Source organism: Pseudomonas aestuarii (assembly GCF_027988105.1).
GTDB classification, from domain to species: domain Bacteria; phylum Pseudomonadota; class Gammaproteobacteria; order Pseudomonadales; family Pseudomonadaceae; genus Aquipseudomonas; species Aquipseudomonas aestuarii.
Window position 1 is genome coordinate 156,519 of record NZ_JAQJZJ010000001.1, and the last position, 16,872, is coordinate 173,390.

Below are 16,872 nucleotides of genomic sequence, written 5' to 3' on the forward strand. Positions count from 1 at the left end.
CACTTGCAGTCCGCCAAAAAGGATAGACCATGAGCCTGCCCGCGTTGGCTTCTTTGCCTGCCACTCTTGCCCCCCTGGCCCTGCGTGCCGAACAGTCCTTGCAGGCGGCTTTCGCCGAGTGCTGCGCTGCTGCCGTAGCCGACTTTGCCGCCTGGCCGAGCGCGCGTCGTGAGGTGCTCCGGCGCGTGGCGGCGGCCAGCGATTTCGTCGTCGAGCAAGCCCAGCGTGACCCGCAGATGTTCCTCGGCTTGGCCGCCTGCGGCGAATTGGAACGCCCGCTGCAGGCCGGCGAGCTGCGTGGGCAGCTGGCGGCCGCGTTGCTCGATTGCGCCGATGAAGAGGATCTGGGCCGGCGCCTGCGGCGTTTTCGCAATCGCCAGCAGGTGCGCATCATCTGGCGCGACGTCAGTCGCCAGGCCGACTTGATCGAAACCTGCCGCGACCTTTCGGAGCTGGCCGACGCCTGCATCGATCTGGCCTATCACTGGCTCTATCCTCGGCATTGCACGCAGTTCGGCACGCCCATCGGCCGGCGCAGTGGTCAGGCGCAGCACATGGTGGTGCTCGGCATGGGCAAGCTGGGTGCCTTCGAGCTGAACCTGTCATCGGACATCGACTTGATCTTCGGCTACCCGGAGGGCGGCGAGACCGAAGGGGTCAAGCGTCCGCTGGACAACCAGGAGTTCTTCATTCGCCTCGGTCAGCGCCTGATCAAGGCGCTGGACGTGATCACCGTCGACGGTTTCGTCTTTCGCACCGACATGCGCCTGCGCCCCTATGGCTCCTCGGGTTCGCTGGTGTTCAGCTTCAACGCGCTGGAGCAGTACTACCAGGATCAGGGCCGCGACTGGGAGCGCTACGCCATGATCAAGGCGCGGGTGGTCGGCGGCGACCCGGTCGCCGGGGCGCAGTTGCTGGAGATGCTGCGGCCATTCGTCTATCGGCGTTACCTGGATTTTTCCGCGATCGAGGCGCTGCGCACTATGAAGCAGCTGATCCAGCAGGAAGTGCGGCGCAAGGGCATGGCCGAGAACATCAAGCTCGGTGCCGGCGGTATTCGTGAGGTGGAGTTCATCGCCCAGGCCTTCCAGTTGATCCATGGCGGTCGCGACCTGAGCCTGCAACAGCGGCCGTTGCTCAAGGTATTGACGACACTGGAGGGGCAGGGCTATCTGCCGGCCGCGGTAGTCGACGAATTGCGCCAGGGCTACGAGTTCCTGCGCTACACCGAGCATGCCCTGCAGGCGATCGGCGACCGGCAGACGCAGATGCTGCCCGATAACGATCAGGATCGCGCGCGCGTGGCCTTTATGCTTGGCTTCGATGACTGGCAGGCGTTTCACCAGCAATTGATGCACTGGCGTGGTCGGGTCGACTGGCATTTCCGCCAGGTGATCGCCGATCCGGATGAGGATGCCACAACCGCCGAGGATGAAGTGGTCGGCGGCGAGTGGCTGCCGCTGTGGGGCGATCTCCAGGACGAGGCAGCGGCCTGCCGGCAACTGGCCGAAGCGGGGTTCGCCGAGGCGCAGTCGGCCTGGCGACGCCTTGCCGGCTTGCGCAACGGCAATCAGGTGCGGGCCATGCAGCGTCTAGGCCGTGAGCGCCTGGATGCCTTCATGCCGCGGCTGCTGGCGCAGGCGGTGGAGCACGACAACCCGGATCTGGTCCTGGAGCGGGTGCTGCCGCTAATCGAGGCGGTGGCGCGGCGCTCGGCCTACCTGGTGCTGCTGACGGAAAATCCCGGCGCCTTGCAGCGCCTGCTGACCCTGTGCGCCGCCAGCCCCTGGATCGCCGAACAGATTACCCGTTTTCCTCTATTGCTCGACGAGTTGCTCAACGAGGGGCGGCTGTTCAAGCCGCCGCTGGCGCCGGAGCTGGCCGCCGAGCTGCGTGAGCGGCTGATGCGCATCCCCGAGGATGACCTCGAGCAGCAGATGGAGGCGCTGCGCCACTTCAAGCTGGCTCACCGCTTGCGCGTGGCCGCGTCGGAAATCGCCGGCAGCCTGCCGCTGATGAAGGTCAGCGATTACCTGACCTGGCTGGCCGAGGCGATCCTCGATCAGGTGCTGGCCCTGGCCTGGCGGCATACCACCAGTAAATACGGGGTGCCGCAGCGTGTCGATGGCAGTCCCTGCGATCCGGACTTCATCATCGTCGGTTACGGCAAGGTCGGCGGCATCGAGCTGGGGCATGGCTCGGACCTGGATCTGGTGTTCATCCACGATGGCGATCCTCAAGCCGAGACCCTTGGCGCCAAGCCGATCGACGGCGCGCAGTTCTTCAATCGCCTGGGCCAGCGCATCATCCACCTGCTGACCACCCAGACCAACTCCGGCCAGCTCTACGAGGTCGACATGCGCCTGCGCCCCTCGGGGGTGGCGGGTCTGCTGGTCAGCTCGCTGGGCGCCTTCCAGCGCTATCAGGAAAACGAAGCCTGGACCTGGGAGCACCAGGCCCTGGTCCGCGCCCGCGTGCTGGTCGGTTGCTCGCGGGTCGGCAAGGCGTTCGAGGCGGTGCGCGCGGCGGTACTCGGTCGTGAGCGTGACCTCGATCGGCTGCGCACCGAGGTCAGCGAGATGCGCGCGAAGATGCGTGACAACCTCGGCACCCGGGCTACGGCTGCCGGTACCGCGGCGAATGCCTTCGAGGCCGCGGTCTGCTTCGACCTCAAGCAGGATGCCGGTGGTATCGTCGATATTGAATTTATGGTGCAATACGCGGCCTTGGCTTGGTCGCGACAATATCCCGAGCTGTTGGAGTTCACCGATAACATCCGCATCCTGGAAGGTCTGGAGCGTCTTGGCTTGTTGACCGCCGAGCAGGCCCACCTGCTGCAAGAGGCCTACAAGGTCTACCGCGCGGCGGCCCATCGCCAGGCACTGCAAAAGCAGCCCGGGGTGGTAGGCGGCGATCAGTTCCAGGAGCAAAGACGCAGCGTGCTGCGCATCTGGCGGGAGCTGGGGTTGAACTGAATGGTGTATAGGCTGGCCGGCGCGCAGCGCACCGGCGACTAAGTACGAATCGAATTTGAGGAGCAGGCAACTATGTCGATGGCCGATCGTGATGGCGTGATTTGGTATGACGGCAAACTGGTGCCGTGGCGTGATGCGACCACCCATGTGCTGACCCACACCCTGCATTACGGCATGGGTGTATTCGAAGGCGTGCGTGCCTACGACACCCCGGACGGCGCGGCAATCTTCCGCCTGCAGGCGCACACCGATCGCCTGTTCGACTCGGCGCACATCATGAACATGCAGATCCCGTTCAGCAAAGACGAGATCAACGAGGCGACCCGCGCCGCGGTGCGCGAGAATAACCTGGAAAGCGCCTATATCCGCCCGATGGTGTTCTACGGATCGGAAGGCATGGGCCTGCGTGCCAGTGGCCTGAAGGTGCATGTCATAGTCGCGGCCTGGAACTGGGGCGCCTACATGGGCGACGAAGCCCTGCAGGTCGGCATCAAGGTGCGCACCAGCTCCTTCACTCGCCACCATGTCAACATCTCGATGACGCGGGCCAAGGCCAACGGCAACTACATCAACTCGATGCTGGCCCTGCAGGAAGCCATCTCCGGCGGCGCCGACGAGGCCATGCTGCTGGATACCGAAGGCTATGTGGCCGAAGGCTCGGGCGAGAATATCTTCCTGGTCAAGAACGGCGTGGTTTACACGCCGGAAGTGACTTCCTGTCTCAACGGCATCACCCGCAGCACCATCCTGACCCTGGCCGCCGAGCTGGGCATCCCGGTGATCGAGAAGCGCATCACCCGCGACGAGGTGTACATCGCCGACGAGGCCTTCTTCACCGGCACCGCCGCCGAAGTCACGCCGATCCGCAACGTCGATGACCGCCAGATCGGCGCCGGCCGCCGTGGCCCGGTGACCGAGAAACTGCAAAAAGCCTATTTCGACCTGGTGGCCGGCAAGACCAGCAACCATGCCGAATGGCGCACGCTGGTTAAATAAGCAGCAAGCCGCAAGTAGCAAGCTGCAAGCGCCCCGGCTGCTTTAGCTTGCAGCTTGCAGCTTGCGGCGTGAGGCTGCCCCTATGAATATTCTGATTGTCGGCCCCAGCTGGGTCGGTGACATGGTGATGGCGCAGACGCTGTTCCAGTGCCTGCAACAGCGTCATCCTGGCTGCGCGATCGACGTGCTGGCGCCCGAGTGGAGCCGGCCGATTCTCGAGCGCATGCCAGAAGTGCGTCGGGCCCTGAGCTTTCCGCTCGGCCACGGCGTGTTGCAACTGGCGACCCGGCGCAAGATCGGCAAATCCCTGGCAGGTCAATACGATCAGGCGATTCTGTTGCCCAATTCGCTGAAGTCGGCGCTGGTGCCGTTCTTCGCCGGTATTGCCACGCGCACCGGCTGGAAGGGCGAGATGCGCTATGGCCTGCTCAACGATGTGCGCATCCTGGATAAAGAACGCTACCCGCTGATGATCGAGCGCTTCATGGCGCTGGCTTATGAACCGGGTGTCGAGCTGACCAGGCCTTATCCGCGGCCGTCCCTGCATATCGACGCAAGCAGTCGCGCGGCGGCGCTGGCCAAGTTCGGCCTGAGCCTGGATCGGCCGGTGCTGGCGCTCTGTCCAGGCGCCGAGTTCGGCGAGGCCAAGCGCTGGCCGAGCGAGCATTACGCCCAGGTCGCCGAGGCGAAGATCCGCAGCGGCTGGCAGGTCTGGCTGTTTGGCTCGAAAAACGATCACCCGGTGGGGGAAGAAATCCGCTTGCGGCTGATCCCCGGGCTGCGCGAGGAAGCGGTCAATCTGGCTGGCGAGACCAGCCTGGCCGAAGCCATCGACCTGCTGTCCTGTGCCGGCGCCGTGGTCTCCAACGACTCGGGCTTGATGCATGTGGCCGCCGCGCTCAATCGTCCGCTGGTGGCGGTCTACGGCTCCACGTCGCCGCAGTTCACCCCGCCGCTGGCCGAACAGGTGGAGATCGTCCGGCTGGGCATCGAATGCAGTCCCTGCTTCGACCGCACCTGTCGCTTCGGTCATTACAACTGCCTGCGTGAGTTGCCAGCGCAGCCGGTGCTGCAGGCGCTGGACCGCCTGGTGGCCGATCCGGTCGAGGTCGAATAGTTTGCGTGTATTGCTGATCAAGACGTCTTCGCTGGGCGATGTCATTCACACCCTGCCGGCGCTCACCGACGCGGCGCGGGCGATTCCCGGTATCCAGTTCGACTGGGTGGTGGAAGAGGGCTTCGCCGAGATTCCGGCCTGGCACCCGGCGGTGGCCCAGGTCATCCCGGTGGCGATCCGCCGTTGGCGCCAGCACCTCTGGCAGACCCTGAAAAATGGCGAGTGGCGCCGCTTCAAGGCGCGCCTGGGTGAAACCCGTTACGACCTGGTGATCGACGCCCAGGGCCTGCTGAAAAGCGCCTGGCTGAGCCGTTACGTCAAGGCGCCGGTGGCTGGCTTGGCGGCGGACTCCGCGCGCGAGCCGATCGCCAGTCGCTTCTATGCCCGCCGTTACAGTGTGCCGCGCGAGCAGCACGCGCTGGAGCGGGTGCGTCAGTTGTTCGCCCAGGCGCTGGGCTACCCGCTGCCGACGGGTATTGGCGACTACGGACTGAATCGCGCGCGCCTGGCCGGTGCGGTGGAGCAGCCTTATCTGCTGTTCCTGCACGGCACCACGTGGGCGAGCAAGCATTGGCCGGAAGCCTGCTGGCGCGAACTGGCCGAACACATGAATGCGCTCGGCTGGGCGGTGCGCCTGCCGTGGGGTAATGCGGTCGAGAAGGCGCGCGCCGAGCGCATCGTCGCCGGCCTGGACAAGGCCGCATTGCTGCCCAAATTGAATCTGGCCGGTGTGGCCAAGGTCATCGCCGGTGCCCGCGCTTGCGTGGCGGTCGACACTGGGCTCGGTCACCTGGCTGCGGCCCTCGATGTCCCGACCATCTCGCTCTACGGGCCGACCTTGCCGGGGCGGGTAGGGGCCTATGGCCGCTCCCAGGTTCACCTGTGCGCCACGGGCCCGGGTGCCGGTTCGGGTGACCGCCACACGCCCTGCTTCGAGACGCTGTTGGCGGAGCGGGTGGTCGGCGAGTTGCAGGCGTTGCTGCTGGTCGAGGCAGCCGTCTGATGCGGGTCATTTTCCCCGGGTTGCAGCCGGGCTACGCAATTGAAGGGCACGCCTGATGCAATTGGCTTTTATCCTCTACAAGTATTTCCCCTATGGCGGCTTGCAGCGCGATTTCCTGCGCATCGCGCTGGAGTGCCAGCAGCGCGGTCATGCGATCCGCGTGTATACGCCGATCTGGGAAGGCGATGTGCCCGAAGGTTTCGAGGTGGTGGTGGTGCCGGTCAAGGCGCTGTTCAACCACAAGCGCAACGAGAAACTCACCGCCTGGGTCGAGGCCGACCTGGCCAGGCGTCCGGTCGACCGGGTAATCGGCTTCAACAAGATGCCCGGGCTGGATGTGTATTACGCCGCCGACGGTTGCTTCGAGGACAAGGCGCAGACCCTGCGCAACCCGATCTACCGCAAGTGGGGTCGCTACAAGCATTTCGCCGATTACGAGCGAGCGGTGTTCGCTCCTGAGTCGAAAACCGAAATCCTGATGATCTCCGAGGTGCAGCAGCCGTTGTTCATCAAGCACTACCAGACCCCGCTGCAGCGCTTTCACCTGCTGCCGCCGGGCATCGCCCCAGACCGTCGCGCGCCGGCCAATGCCGCCGAGATCCGCGCCGCCTTCCGCCGCGAATTCCAGTTGGCCGATGACGACCTGCTGCTGGTGCAGATCGGTTCCGGGTTCAAGACCAAGGGCCTTGATCGCAGCCTGAAAGCCGTCGCCGCCCTGCCACGCGAACTGCGCCAGCGTACCCGGCTGATCGTCATCGGCCAGGACGATCCCAAGGCGTTCCTGCTGCAGATCAAGACCCTGGGGATCTCCGAGCAGGTGCAGATCCTCAAGGGGCGCAGCGATATCCCGCGTTTCCTGCTCGGCGCCGACCTGCTGATCCATCCGGCCTACAACGAAAACACCGGCACCGTGCTGCTCGAAGCGCTGGTAGCCGGTCTGCCGGTACTGGTGACCGATGTCTGCGGTTACGCCCATTACATTCGCGATGCGGATGCCGGGCGCGTGTTGCCCAGCCCGTTCGAGCAGGAGCGGCTCAATCGCCTGCTGGCCGAGATGCTCGACGACGGGGTGCGCCGCGGCGAGTGGCGGCGCAACGGCCTAGCCTACGCCGACTGTGCCGACCTCTATTCCATGCCGCACAAGGCCGCCGATGTGATCCTGGCGGAGCACCCATGAAGTTGCTGCTCAGCGAACCATTCAAGACCCTGTGGGCCGGCAAGGACGCCTTTGCCGAAGTGGAGGCCTTGCAAGGCCAGGTCTACCGCGAGCTGGAGGGCCGCCGCACCCTGCGCACCGAGGTGGCCGGGCGTGGCTACTTCGTCAAGATCCATCGTGGCGTCGGCTGGCGCGAGATCGCCAAGAACCTGCTGACCGCCAAGCTGCCGGTGCTCGGCGCCGGTCAGGAGTGGCGGGCGATCCAGCGCTTGCAGGAAGCCGGCGTGGCGACCATGACCGCGGTGGCCTATGGCGAGCGCGGCAGCAACCCGGCACGGCAGCATTCCTTTATCGTCACCGAGGAGCTGGCGCCCACCGTCAGCCTGGAAGACTTCAGCCTCGACTGGCCGCAGAACCCGCCCGCGCCCGCGCTGAAGCGCACGCTGATTGCCGAAGTGGCGCGGATGACCGGCCGTATGCACCGCGCCGGGGTCAACCACCGCGACTGCTATATCTGCCACTTCCTGTTGCACACCGACAAGCCGGTTACTGCGAGCGATTTACGCCTGTCACTGATCGACCTGCACCGCGCGCAGATCCATGCCAGGCTGCCGCTGCGCTGGCGCAACAAGGACCTGGCGGGCCTGTACTTCTCGGCCCTGAATATCGGCCTGAGCCAGCGCGACAAGTTGCGCTTTCTCAAGGGTTATTTTTCCGCCCTGCAGGACCCGCAAAGCCAGAGCGCGCCGTCGCTGCGGCAGATTCTGCGCGACGAGGCGCCGTCGCTGGCCTGGCTGCAACGCAAGGCGGACAAGTTGCTGGCCCGCTATGCGCGCAAATATGCCCCAGGTGCCGCTCATGAGTGAGTGGCGACTGAGCGAGCAGGCGTCGCCGCGGGTGGCGGCGGCTTTTGCCGATCTGGAGGCGGTGTTCGCCCTGCAAGGCGAGCGCATCACCCATGACCCGCTGTCCGAGGTGCTGCGCGTCGAGTACGAGGGCGTGCGCTACTACGTCAAGCGCTATCACGGCGCCGGCAAGGGGCTACGCCGCTTCATCGGGCGGCCACGGGTCAAGGCCGAGTGGCAAAACCTCAAGTATTTTGCCAAATGGGGAATCGCCACCGCGCCCATCGTCGCCTACGGGCTGGAGCGCAAGGCAGGCGCCTTCGTTCGCGGCGCCCTGATTACCCGCGAGCTGCTCGCCACCGAGGACATGGCGCAGTTGGCACAACGCGATGCAGGCTGCCTGCGCGACCCTAGCTGGGTGGCGCGGGTCAGCCAGCAGCTGGCCGCAGCGACCCGAACCCTGCATGACCATCACTTCACCCATAACGACCTGAAGTGGCGCAACTTGCTGGTCAACGATCAGGCCGAACTGTTTCTCATCGACTGTCCGACGGGCGCCTTCTGGTGGGGGCCGTTGTTGCGCCATCGCATCGTCAAGGACCTGGCCTGTCTGGACAAGGTGGCCAAGTACAAGTTGTCGCGCACTCAGCGCCTGCGTTTTTATCTACAGTACCGCGGGCGGCAGCACCTGAACGCGGCGGACAAGCGCCGCGTGCGGCAGATCGTTCACTATTTCGAAGGTCGCGAATGAAGGATTTTATCGCTGGACAGGATCGTGCGCTGCTCGAGCGGCATGGCCTGGCCAGCTATGACGCGCTCTGGGCGCTCCAGCTGGAAGCGGTGGACGAACCGAACACCGAGCGCGGCGGCTGGAGCAGTGTCTATCGCCTGGACTTGGGCGAGGCCGCGTTCTACCTCAAGCGCCAGAGCAATCACTTGACCCGCCGGCTGACCTGTCCGCTGGGTGAGCCGACCTTTGCCCGTGAATTTCGCAATATCAAGCGTTACCAGCGCCTGGGGATTCCGGCGTTGCAGGCGGCGTTTTTCGCCGAGCGGCGGGTGGCCGGCGAGCGCCGGGCGATTTTGCTGACCCGCGCCCTGGATGGCTGGCAGGATCTGGAGGCGCTGCTGGAGGGTTGGCAGCAGCGCGCCGAAAGCGAGCGCGCGGGCATTCTGCGCAGCTGCGGGGCACTGGCGCGACGCCTGCACGACGCCGGGCAGATGCATGGCTGCTTCTACCCCAAGCATATATTTCTCAGGCAAAACGCCGACGCCTTCAGCGCGCAATTGATCGACCTGGAAAAGACCCGGCCGCTGCTGTTCGGCGAGCGGGATCGGATCAAGGACCTGGAGCCGCTGCTGCGCCGCGCCAGCCTCTGGAGCGAGAGCGAAGTGCGCCAGTTGCTGGCCGCCTACCTGGGCGCGGACGCCGATGTCGAACACTGGTGGCAACGCCTCGGCAGCCGCCGGCGCAACAAGGAGGCGCGCCGTTGACCCTCGCTGAACTGAGTCGCAGTGGCCGCAGCCCGCAGTTGCCGCTGTCTATCGAACTGGCGGACGCTGCCGGCCCGGCCAACCTGGTGCTGCAGCGCCTGCTGCGCGTGCTGCCCGGGCAGCGCTATGTCGGCGTGGCCGAATGGCGCGGGCGCAAGGTGCTGGCCAAGTTGCTGGTCGGCGGCAAGGCGGCGCGCGCCTTCCAGCGCGAACTGCACGGCGCCCGCCTGCTCGCCGGGCAGGGCCTGCCGACGCCGTTGCTGCTGGCCGATGGCCTACGCGAAGGCGAGGGCGGCTGGCTGCTGTTCGAATACCTCGATAACGCCGAGAGCCTGGGGGATGCCTGGCGCGCGGTCGAGGGGCAACCGTTGCTGTCCGCTGAGCAGCAGGCCGTGCTTGGCGAGGCCCTGGCGCTGGTGGCCCGACTGCACAGCCAGGGCCTGTGGCAGGACGACCTGCACCTGGACAATCTGCTGCGACATAACGGCCAGCTATTTATCATCGATGGTGGCGGCGTGCGCGGCGAAACGCCCGGCCAGCCGCTGTCGCGCGACAAGGTGTTGGAGAACCTCGGGGTGTTCTTCGCCCAGCTGCCGGTCGAGCTGGAGTCGTTCATCGAGGAGTTGCTGGTGCATTACCTGCTGGCCAACGGCGAACATGCCCTGCTGGTGGAGACCTTGCTCAAGGATATTGACAAGGTTCGCCGCTGGCGCCTGCGCGACTACCTGCGCAAGATCGGCCGCGACTGCAGCCTGTTCAGCGCGCGCCGCGGTGCCTCGGTCCTGCGGGTGGTGCGGCGCCGGGATGAGAGCCGCTTGGCGCCCTTGCTGGCCGATCCGGATGCAGCCATCGCCGCCGGTCAAGCGCTCAAGCTCGGTGGCACCTCCACGGTGGCGCGGGTCGAGCAGGCTGGCCGCCAGTTGGTGGTCAAGCGCTACAACATCAAGGGATTCGCCCATTGGCTCAAGCGTTTCTGGCGGCCGAGCCGGGCCTGGCACAGCTGGGTGGAGGGCAATCGCCTGGACTTTCTCGGTATCGCCACGCCCAAGCCCCTGGCCCTGCTGGAGCTGCGCAGCCTGTGGCTGCGGCGGCGGGCTTATCTGATTACCGAATACGCCGCCGGTGAGGATATAATCGCGCGCTTCAAACCCTGCCTGGACGCGCCGGGGCAGGCCGGTTCGCCGCCCGAAGCCGAGCTCCAGGCCCTGGATCTGCTGTTCGCGGCCCTGCTGCGCGAGCGCATCAGCCATGGCGATTTCAAGGGCAGCAACCTGCTCTGGCAGAACGGTCGCTGGGTTTTGATTGATCTGGATGCCATGCAGCAACACCTGAGTGCGCACAGTTTCGCCCGGGCCTATGCCCGCGACCGCGCCCGCTTTCTGCGCAACTGGCCGGCCGATTCAAGGCTGTTCCAGCTGCTCGACGAACGTTTACCGCAGGTGCCCGGCACCTGCCCCGAATAGAGGTTTTCACCTGTGGCACTGACGATTCTTGGCCTGTCCGGCGCTCTCAGTCACGATCCTTCCGCCGCCCTGTATATCGACGGCAAGTTGATCGCGGCCGCCGAAGAAGAGCGCTTCGTGCGCGACAAGCACGCGAAGAACCGCATGCCCTACGAGTCGGCCAAGTTCTGTTTGGAGCAGGCCGGGATCAAACCGAGCGACGTCGACGTGGTGGCGATTCCCTTCGCCCCCATCAGCCTGTTCGGCGAGGCGCGCTGGAAGTATGCCAAGCGCTATTGGTACGCCCCGGACCGTGCCCTCGATGCGATCCTGATGGGCAATCGCCGCTACAAGCGCTACCGCAACAAGATCGTCTGGTGCCTGGAGCAACTCGGCTTCGACCCGAAGCAGATCAAGATCGAGCCGGTCGAGCACCACCTGGCCCACGCCTCCAGCGCCTACCACTGCTCGGGCTTCAAGGAGAAGACCGCGATCCTCGGTATCGACGGCAAGGGTGAGTACGCCACCACCTTCTTCGGCTACGGCGAGAACGGCAAGATTCACAAGATCAAGGAGTTCTTCGACCCGGATTCGCTCGGCGGCCTGTATGGCGCGATCACCGAGTTCCTCGGCTTCGAGATGCTCGACGGCGAGTTCAAGGTCATGGGCATGGCGCCCTACGGCGACGCCAGCAAATACGATTTCTCGCGCCTGGCTACCTTCGACAATGGCGAGTTGATCATCAACACCGAATACGCCAACGTCATCGGCCTGCGCCGCTATAAAGAGAAGGGCAAGGGCTTCTACTTCTCGCCCAAGCTGATCGAGTGGCTGGGGCCCAAGCGCGAAGGCGACATCGCCGACGACCCCTACATCCATTACGCGGCCAGCATGCAGGCGCTGTTCGAGAAGCTGGCGCTGCAGATGATGGATTACTACCTCGGCGACATCCTCAAGGAAACCGGCAAGATCGCCTTCGCTGGCGGCTGTGCGCTGAACGTCAAGCTCAACCAGAAGATCATCGCCCGCGACGAGGTCAAGGAGCTGTTCGTCCAGCCGGCCTCCGGCGACGCCGGCACCGCCGTCGGCGCCGCGGCCTATGTGTCGCATGCCCGCGGCGTGCCGGTGGAGAAGATGGAGCACGTTTATCTCGGTCCGTCCTTCTCCAACGAAGAGGTGATCGCCGCCTGCGCCAAGCACCCGAGCAAACCGCTGTTCAAGCAGATCGACAACATGCCGCAGCGCATCGCCGAGATCATGGTCGCGGGCAACCCGGTGGCCTGGTTCCAGGGGCGCATGGAGTTCGGCCCGCGCGCCCTTGGCGGCCGTTCGATCGTCGGTTGCCCGAGCATTCCCGGGGTGGCCAACCGGATCAACGAGCAGATCAAGTTCCGCGAACGCTGGCGGCCCTTCTGCCCGTCGATGCTCGACACCGTCGGCCCGCAGATGCTCAAGGTCGACCACCCGAGCCCGTTCATGACCTTCACCTTCGAAGTCAACGAGGAGTGGAAGAGCCGCGTCAGCGAAGTGGTCCACGAAGACGGCACCTCGCGCGCCCAGGTGCTCAAGCGCGAATACAACCCGCGCTACTACGACATGATGCTCGAACTGGAAAAACTCACCGGCAACGGCGTGTCGCTGAACACCTCACTGAACCGCCGCGGCGAACCGATGATCTGCTCGCCCACCGACGCCTTGAACATGTTCTATGGCTCGGATCTGCAGTACCTGATCATGGAAGATATTCTGGTGGTGAAGGACGGCATGGATTGGCATGAGCAGGCCTGAGCCACGCGTCCTGCAACTCTGTCACGGCTATGACGGGCCTTTCCTCGACTGCGCCCGGCAGTATGCGGCGCTGTTCGCCGGCACTGAATACAAGGTGACGACCGTCTACCTGACCGGCGCGCCCAGTGCAGAGGTGGAGGCGGGTTCGGCTTCCGATGAAGTGATTTTTCTCGACTACTCGAGCCGCGAGGTTCGCGGCCTCAAGCTGAAAGCGATTCGCGATATCAGGCGAATCCTCGCAGGTCGCGATTTCAAATTCTGCATCGCTCACCGCTTCAAACCGATCTACATCAGTTTGCTCGCCTGCAAACTGCCGGTGATCGGCGTGCACCATGCCTTTGGTGTATATGGCCGCCTATCGCGTCGCCTGTTTATCAACTGCTTCAGGCAGCGCCTGTTGCTGCTCGCTGTATCCAACGCAGTGCGCGACGAGATGCGCGGTCACCTGCCTGGCTGGGCGCCCGAACGCATCGAAACCCTGTACAACCGCATCGATGTGGAGGCGGTACAAGCCGAACAAGTTAGTCGCGAGACTGCCCGTGAAGCCCTCGAGTTGCCGCAGGACGCCTGGGTCGTCGGCAATGTCGGTCGCCTGCATCCGGACAAGGACCAGGCCACCCTGATCCGCGGCTTCGCCCGAGCCTTGCCGCAGTTGCCAGCCGGCAGCCTGCTGGTGATCATGGGCAGCGGTCGCCTGGAGGCTGAGTTAAAGGCGCTGGCTGTGGAGCTGGGTGTGGTCGCGTCGGTGCGTTTTCTCGGCCAGGTGCCGCAGGGGCGACGCTACTTCAAGGCTTTCGATGCCTTCGTCCTGAGCTCCGATCATGAGCCCTTCGGTATGGTGCTGCTTGAGGCCATGGCCGCGGGCGTGCCGCTGGTCTGCAGCGATTGCGGCGGTGGGCGGGAAGTGGTGGAGGGAGTCGGGCGGTTGTTTCCGTGGGGCGATGCCGAGGCGCTTGCCTGCGAGTTGCAGTCCCTTGCCAAGGCCGAATCGCAGGTGCAGCCAGCGTTGCTGCGATTGCGCGAAACCTTCACCGATGAGGCTGTCAGATCCCGTTTCTGGGGTTTCTGTCGAGGACTATAGCTGTGCGTAACCCGCCGAGCATCATCTTGTTGATCCCTTATTTCGGCCGGTGGCCGTTCTGGATGCCTTTTTTCATCGAAAGCTGTCGATGCAATCCGGATATCGACTGGTTGTTGATCGGTGATTGCGCGGAACTCGATGATCTGCCGGACAATGTCCGTCAGCAGCGTATCGGCTTTGAGGACTACTGCCGTTTTGTCTCTTCGCGCTTGGGTTTTCTGTTCGCTCCGACAAATCCCTACAAGCTCTGCGACCTCAAGCCTGCTCTGGGGTTCATCCATTATTCTGAAATTCAGGGGTATGACTTCTGGGGGTTCAGTGATCTCGACCTGATCTATGGCGACTTACGGGCCTATTTCACCGCGGAGAAACTGCACCGCTTTAAGTTCTTTTCCACTCACGAACGCCGCGTCTCAGGCCATCTGTGTTTGCTGCGCAACGAGAAACCATTGCGCGAGTTGTTCTGGAGAATCCGCGATTTCCAACGGCGGCTTCAGGATCAGAGAAACCATGCCCTAGACGAGGGCGGCTTTACCCGACTGTTCCTGTGGCGCAAGAACTTCCCCAGGCCATTGTTCAAATTGGTAGGTTGGTTCAATCCTAGGAGGCGAGTGGCCGAGTTCAAGGAGGCGTTCAGTACGCCCAACACGCCACGACTGTGGCGGGACGGGACACGAGCGTTTCCTTCGTATTGGGTGTGGCGAAATGGTGTTTTGCGCAATGCCAAGGATGGGGCGATGACGTTCCCCTACCTGCATTTTTTGGGGTGGAAGAAGAGCGAATGGCATGCTCTGTCCGTGCCGCCAGATGAAAACTCGGCATCTTTGGCAGCATCACATTGCTGGCGGGTCGATGCCCAGGGTTTCCACGCGCTGGGTGCCGATAACATTGAACGCTGAAGCATCCTGGCAGGTGAAAGCCCGGCAGTTGGATCGCTATCGCTGGCGCTTGCTGCGTGAGCATCATGCGCTGCCGGGAGCGACCCTGCGCTTCGTTCGGGATGCATTGCACGACCTGCTGTTCGGTGTGCGAGCCCGCCTGCTCTTGCCCACGGCTGGGCCCACGGCTGAGCCCTGCGACATTCTCCTCTTGCAGGGGGCACCTAAGGTCATCGCCTTGAAACGCAAGAAACTGCTGATCGAGACCCTGCGCAATAAGGGCTATCAGCTGGTTGAAAGCGCTCAGGAAGAGCCGCGTGCGGTGATCGCCCTAGGCTTACTCACTCGTCCCCCGCAAGCGGTACCGCTGCGTTATTTCGGCTATGCCGCCTACGCCGAATGGTTGGTGGCCAAACATGAGCCCCGGCTGCTGCTCAACGATCGCAACGGCAGCCTGTTCAGCCCGTTCTTGCGCTTGTCGCTGAACCGGCGCGGAGTTCCTCTGGTGCATCTGGCCCATGCCTCGACGGTGGAGAGTTCGCGTCGATTGGGGATGAACGACTACGACTATTACTTCCTGTTCGGGCAAAGCTCGCTGGAGGCACTGCAGGCGCGCGCGTTGCGCTTCGGTAGCTCGCAGGCCGTGCTGTCCGGTTCGCATATGATCGATGCGGCGTACGACCTGCCGCCCGCTGATCCGGCGCTGCGTTGCCTGCTTATCCTCGGAGTGGGGCCAGACCGGGAAAAGGAACCGGGTTATCAGAAGACCTATGCCCTCTTGCGTGACTGGGCGGCCGACAATCCGCAATACCGTGTGCTGATCAAGGCGCACCCGCGTAGTGAGGTGCCTTACTGGCAGGACGCGGCCTCGAAGCTGGAAAACTTGCATGTATTGCCACGTGAATGCGGTCTCGCGGAGGCGCTCGAAATGGCCTCGCTGGTGGTTAATATCATGTCCAATGCCGTGATTGAGGCTGCCTTGGCCCGTCGGCCGGTTCTTTTCGTCAATGCAGGCGAAGATCGGGATATTTTTTCGCAGGAAGCCTACTTTGGTGCACGGATCAGAACCGGCGATGAGTTGGCCAGTCAGGTTGCTGCGATCAACGAAAACTATCCACAGCATGTTCGACAGTCGAAGGCTTTCGCCGAATACCACCTCGCTCATGGTGTGCATGGACTCGAGCGGACATGCGAACTCTTGGAACGTCTTGTGCTGAATAACCGGATTGAGGGTGTGCGGCTGTGTGGAACTACTGAACATGATTCATTCGATTAAGTTGGTGGGTGCAATGCAGATGTCATGCTTCGAGGGTGCCTTTGTCATCAACCTGGACAGCAGACCCGATCGCTGGGCCAGGATGGAGGCCAATCTCGCCGCGGTAGGCATCACGGCCGAGCGCTTTCCCGCCGTTGGCGTGGCAGACCTTGGGCCAGACCAACCACCGCTGGCGTTGCGGGCGTTTCTTCAACGGGTCGATGGGCCGCGTCCCACGGCAGAACACAAGTTGCTAACGACCTGGGCGTGCATGCACAGTCATTTGGCGATAATCAAACAGGCTCAGCAGCTTGGATTGTCTGCCGTGCTAATTCTGGAGGATGACTGCGAGTTCGAGCCCTACACATCGGTGGTGCTCAAGCGTGCCTGCGAGCAGTTGCAGCATCGATCTTGGGATGTTTGCTACTTGGGCGGGACACTAAAGAAGGGCGGGGTGCACAAGGCGGTGTCGGCAAACTTGCTGGCAGTGAGTCGGGTGCGGCTGGCCCATGCATACATCGTCAACAGCAGTGTCTACGACCGGATCCTGGATGAGGCCCCGGCGTCGGGACTGCCAATCGACTGGTACTACTCCGAAAGGCTATTGCCCAGTATCAACGCCTATATGGTCAGGCCGCTGCTGGCTCAACAACGGCTGATGGATGTCAGCGATATCGAGCAGGTCGAACGAAAACCGAAAATTAAAACACGTCAGGCTTTGCAGCGCTGGCTCGCCATATTGCGTTATGGCCGTCCTGATCTTTGATCACTGCTGGGAATTACGCCGTTTATTGCTGCCGGGTTGGGGTGTTTGAGGCAGCGCATTCTCATGATCCGGCCGG

At 63.6% G+C, this 16,872-nt stretch carries 14 protein-coding genes; all 14 read left to right on the forward strand.

Features of this window, described 5'->3' with window-relative positions:
- Window positions 1-29: 29 nt before the first annotated feature.
- The gene (glnE, locus tag PH586_RS00710; RefSeq protein WP_271345853.1) at window positions 30-2,975 is read left to right on the forward strand and encodes a bifunctional [glutamate--ammonia ligase]-adenylyl-L-tyrosine phosphorylase/[glutamate--ammonia-ligase] adenylyltransferase; all 2,946 of its coding nucleotides are present in this window, start codon (window positions 30-32) and stop codon (window positions 2,973-2,975) included.
- Window positions 2,976-3,047: 72 nt separating this feature from the next.
- Window positions 3,048-3,971, forward strand: coding sequence for a branched-chain amino acid transaminase (locus PH586_RS00715; protein ID WP_271345854.1), 924 nt, complete (start codon window positions 3,048-3,050; stop codon window positions 3,969-3,971).
- A gap of 82 nt (window positions 3,972-4,053) precedes the next feature.
- Entirely contained in the window at window positions 4,054-5,088 is a 1,035-nt protein-coding gene (waaF, locus tag PH586_RS00720; RefSeq protein ID WP_271345855.1) for a lipopolysaccharide heptosyltransferase II, read from the forward strand.
- 1 nt (window position 5,089) lies between these two features.
- Window positions 5,090-6,091: a lipopolysaccharide heptosyltransferase I gene (gene waaC, locus PH586_RS00725; RefSeq protein ID WP_271345856.1), complete on the forward strand. Its 1,002-nt coding sequence runs from the start codon at window positions 5,090-5,092 to the stop codon at window positions 6,089-6,091.
- Window positions 6,092-6,146: 55 nt separating this feature from the next.
- Entirely contained in the window at window positions 6,147-7,268 is a 1,122-nt protein-coding gene (locus PH586_RS00730; protein WP_271345857.1) for a glycosyltransferase family 4 protein, read from the forward strand.
- Window positions 7,265-8,113 carry a lipopolysaccharide core heptose(I) kinase RfaP gene (rfaP, locus tag PH586_RS00735; protein WP_271345858.1) on the forward strand — a complete coding sequence of 283 codons (849 nt, stop codon included), beginning with the start codon at window positions 7,265-7,267 and terminating at the stop codon, window positions 8,111-8,113. Before PH586_RS00730 ends, rfaP begins: the two co-directional genes overlap by 4 nt.
- The gene (locus tag PH586_RS00740) at window positions 8,106-8,843 is read left to right on the forward strand and encodes a lipopolysaccharide kinase InaA family protein (protein ID WP_271345859.1); all 738 of its coding nucleotides are present in this window, start codon (window positions 8,106-8,108) and stop codon (window positions 8,841-8,843) included. Before rfaP ends, PH586_RS00740 begins: the two co-directional genes overlap by 8 nt.
- Entirely contained in the window at window positions 8,840-9,586 is a 747-nt protein-coding gene (locus tag PH586_RS00745) for a lipopolysaccharide kinase InaA family protein (RefSeq protein ID WP_271345860.1), read from the forward strand. The genes PH586_RS00740 and PH586_RS00745 overlap by 4 nt, the downstream gene beginning before the upstream one ends.
- Window positions 9,583-11,049: a lipopolysaccharide kinase InaA family protein gene (locus tag PH586_RS00750; RefSeq protein WP_271345861.1), complete on the forward strand. Its 1,467-nt coding sequence runs from the start codon at window positions 9,583-9,585 to the stop codon at window positions 11,047-11,049. The genes PH586_RS00745 and PH586_RS00750 overlap by 4 nt, the downstream gene beginning before the upstream one ends.
- A 12-nt stretch (window positions 11,050-11,061) precedes the next feature.
- Entirely contained in the window at window positions 11,062-12,816 is a 1,755-nt protein-coding gene (locus PH586_RS00755; protein ID WP_271345862.1) for a carbamoyltransferase family protein, read from the forward strand.
- Window positions 12,803-13,897: a glycosyltransferase gene (locus PH586_RS00760; protein WP_271345864.1), complete on the forward strand. Its 1,095-nt coding sequence runs from the start codon at window positions 12,803-12,805 to the stop codon at window positions 13,895-13,897. Before PH586_RS00755 ends, PH586_RS00760 begins: the two co-directional genes overlap by 14 nt.
- Window positions 13,898-13,899: 2 nt before the next feature.
- Window positions 13,900-14,796 carry a DUF6625 family protein gene (locus tag PH586_RS00765; RefSeq protein WP_271345865.1) on the forward strand — a complete coding sequence of 299 codons (897 nt, stop codon included), beginning with the start codon at window positions 13,900-13,902 and terminating at the stop codon, window positions 14,794-14,796.
- Entirely contained in the window at window positions 14,786-16,051 is a 1,266-nt protein-coding gene (locus tag PH586_RS00770) for a capsule biosynthesis protein (protein WP_271345866.1), read from the forward strand. Before PH586_RS00765 ends, PH586_RS00770 begins: the two co-directional genes overlap by 11 nt.
- A complete protein-coding gene (locus PH586_RS00775; RefSeq protein ID WP_271345867.1) occupies window positions 16,035-16,796 on the forward strand; it encodes a glycosyltransferase family 25 protein in 762 nt (253 codons plus the stop codon). The genes PH586_RS00770 and PH586_RS00775 overlap by 17 nt, the downstream gene beginning before the upstream one ends.
- Window positions 16,797-16,872: the final 76 nt, after the last annotated feature.

What these genes read in the sequence shown, in the direction of transcription:
- PH586_RS00745 (WP_271345860.1), top strand. Translation starts at nt 8,840, where the DNA reads ATGAAGGATTTTATCGCTGGACAGGATCGTGCGCTGCTCGAGCGGCAT.
- glnE (WP_271345853.1), top strand. Translation starts at nt 30, where the DNA reads ATGAGCCTGCCCGCGTTGGCTTCTTTGCCTGCCACTCTTGCCCCCCTG.
- PH586_RS00730 (WP_271345857.1), top strand. Translation starts at nt 6,147, where the DNA reads ATGCAATTGGCTTTTATCCTCTACAAGTATTTCCCCTATGGCGGCTTG.
- PH586_RS00715 (WP_271345854.1), top strand. Translation starts at nt 3,048, where the DNA reads ATGTCGATGGCCGATCGTGATGGCGTGATTTGGTATGACGGCAAACTG.
- PH586_RS00775 (WP_271345867.1), top strand. Translation starts at nt 16,035, where the DNA reads ATGATTCATTCGATTAAGTTGGTGGGTGCAATGCAGATGTCATGCTTC.
- waaF (WP_271345855.1), top strand. Translation starts at nt 4,054, where the DNA reads ATGAATATTCTGATTGTCGGCCCCAGCTGGGTCGGTGACATGGTGATG.
- rfaP (WP_271345858.1), top strand. Translation starts at nt 7,265, where the DNA reads ATGAAGTTGCTGCTCAGCGAACCATTCAAGACCCTGTGGGCCGGCAAG.
- PH586_RS00740 (WP_271345859.1), top strand. Translation starts at nt 8,106, where the DNA reads ATGAGTGAGTGGCGACTGAGCGAGCAGGCGTCGCCGCGGGTGGCGGCG.
- PH586_RS00760 (WP_271345864.1), top strand. Translation starts at nt 12,803, where the DNA reads ATGAGCAGGCCTGAGCCACGCGTCCTGCAACTCTGTCACGGCTATGAC.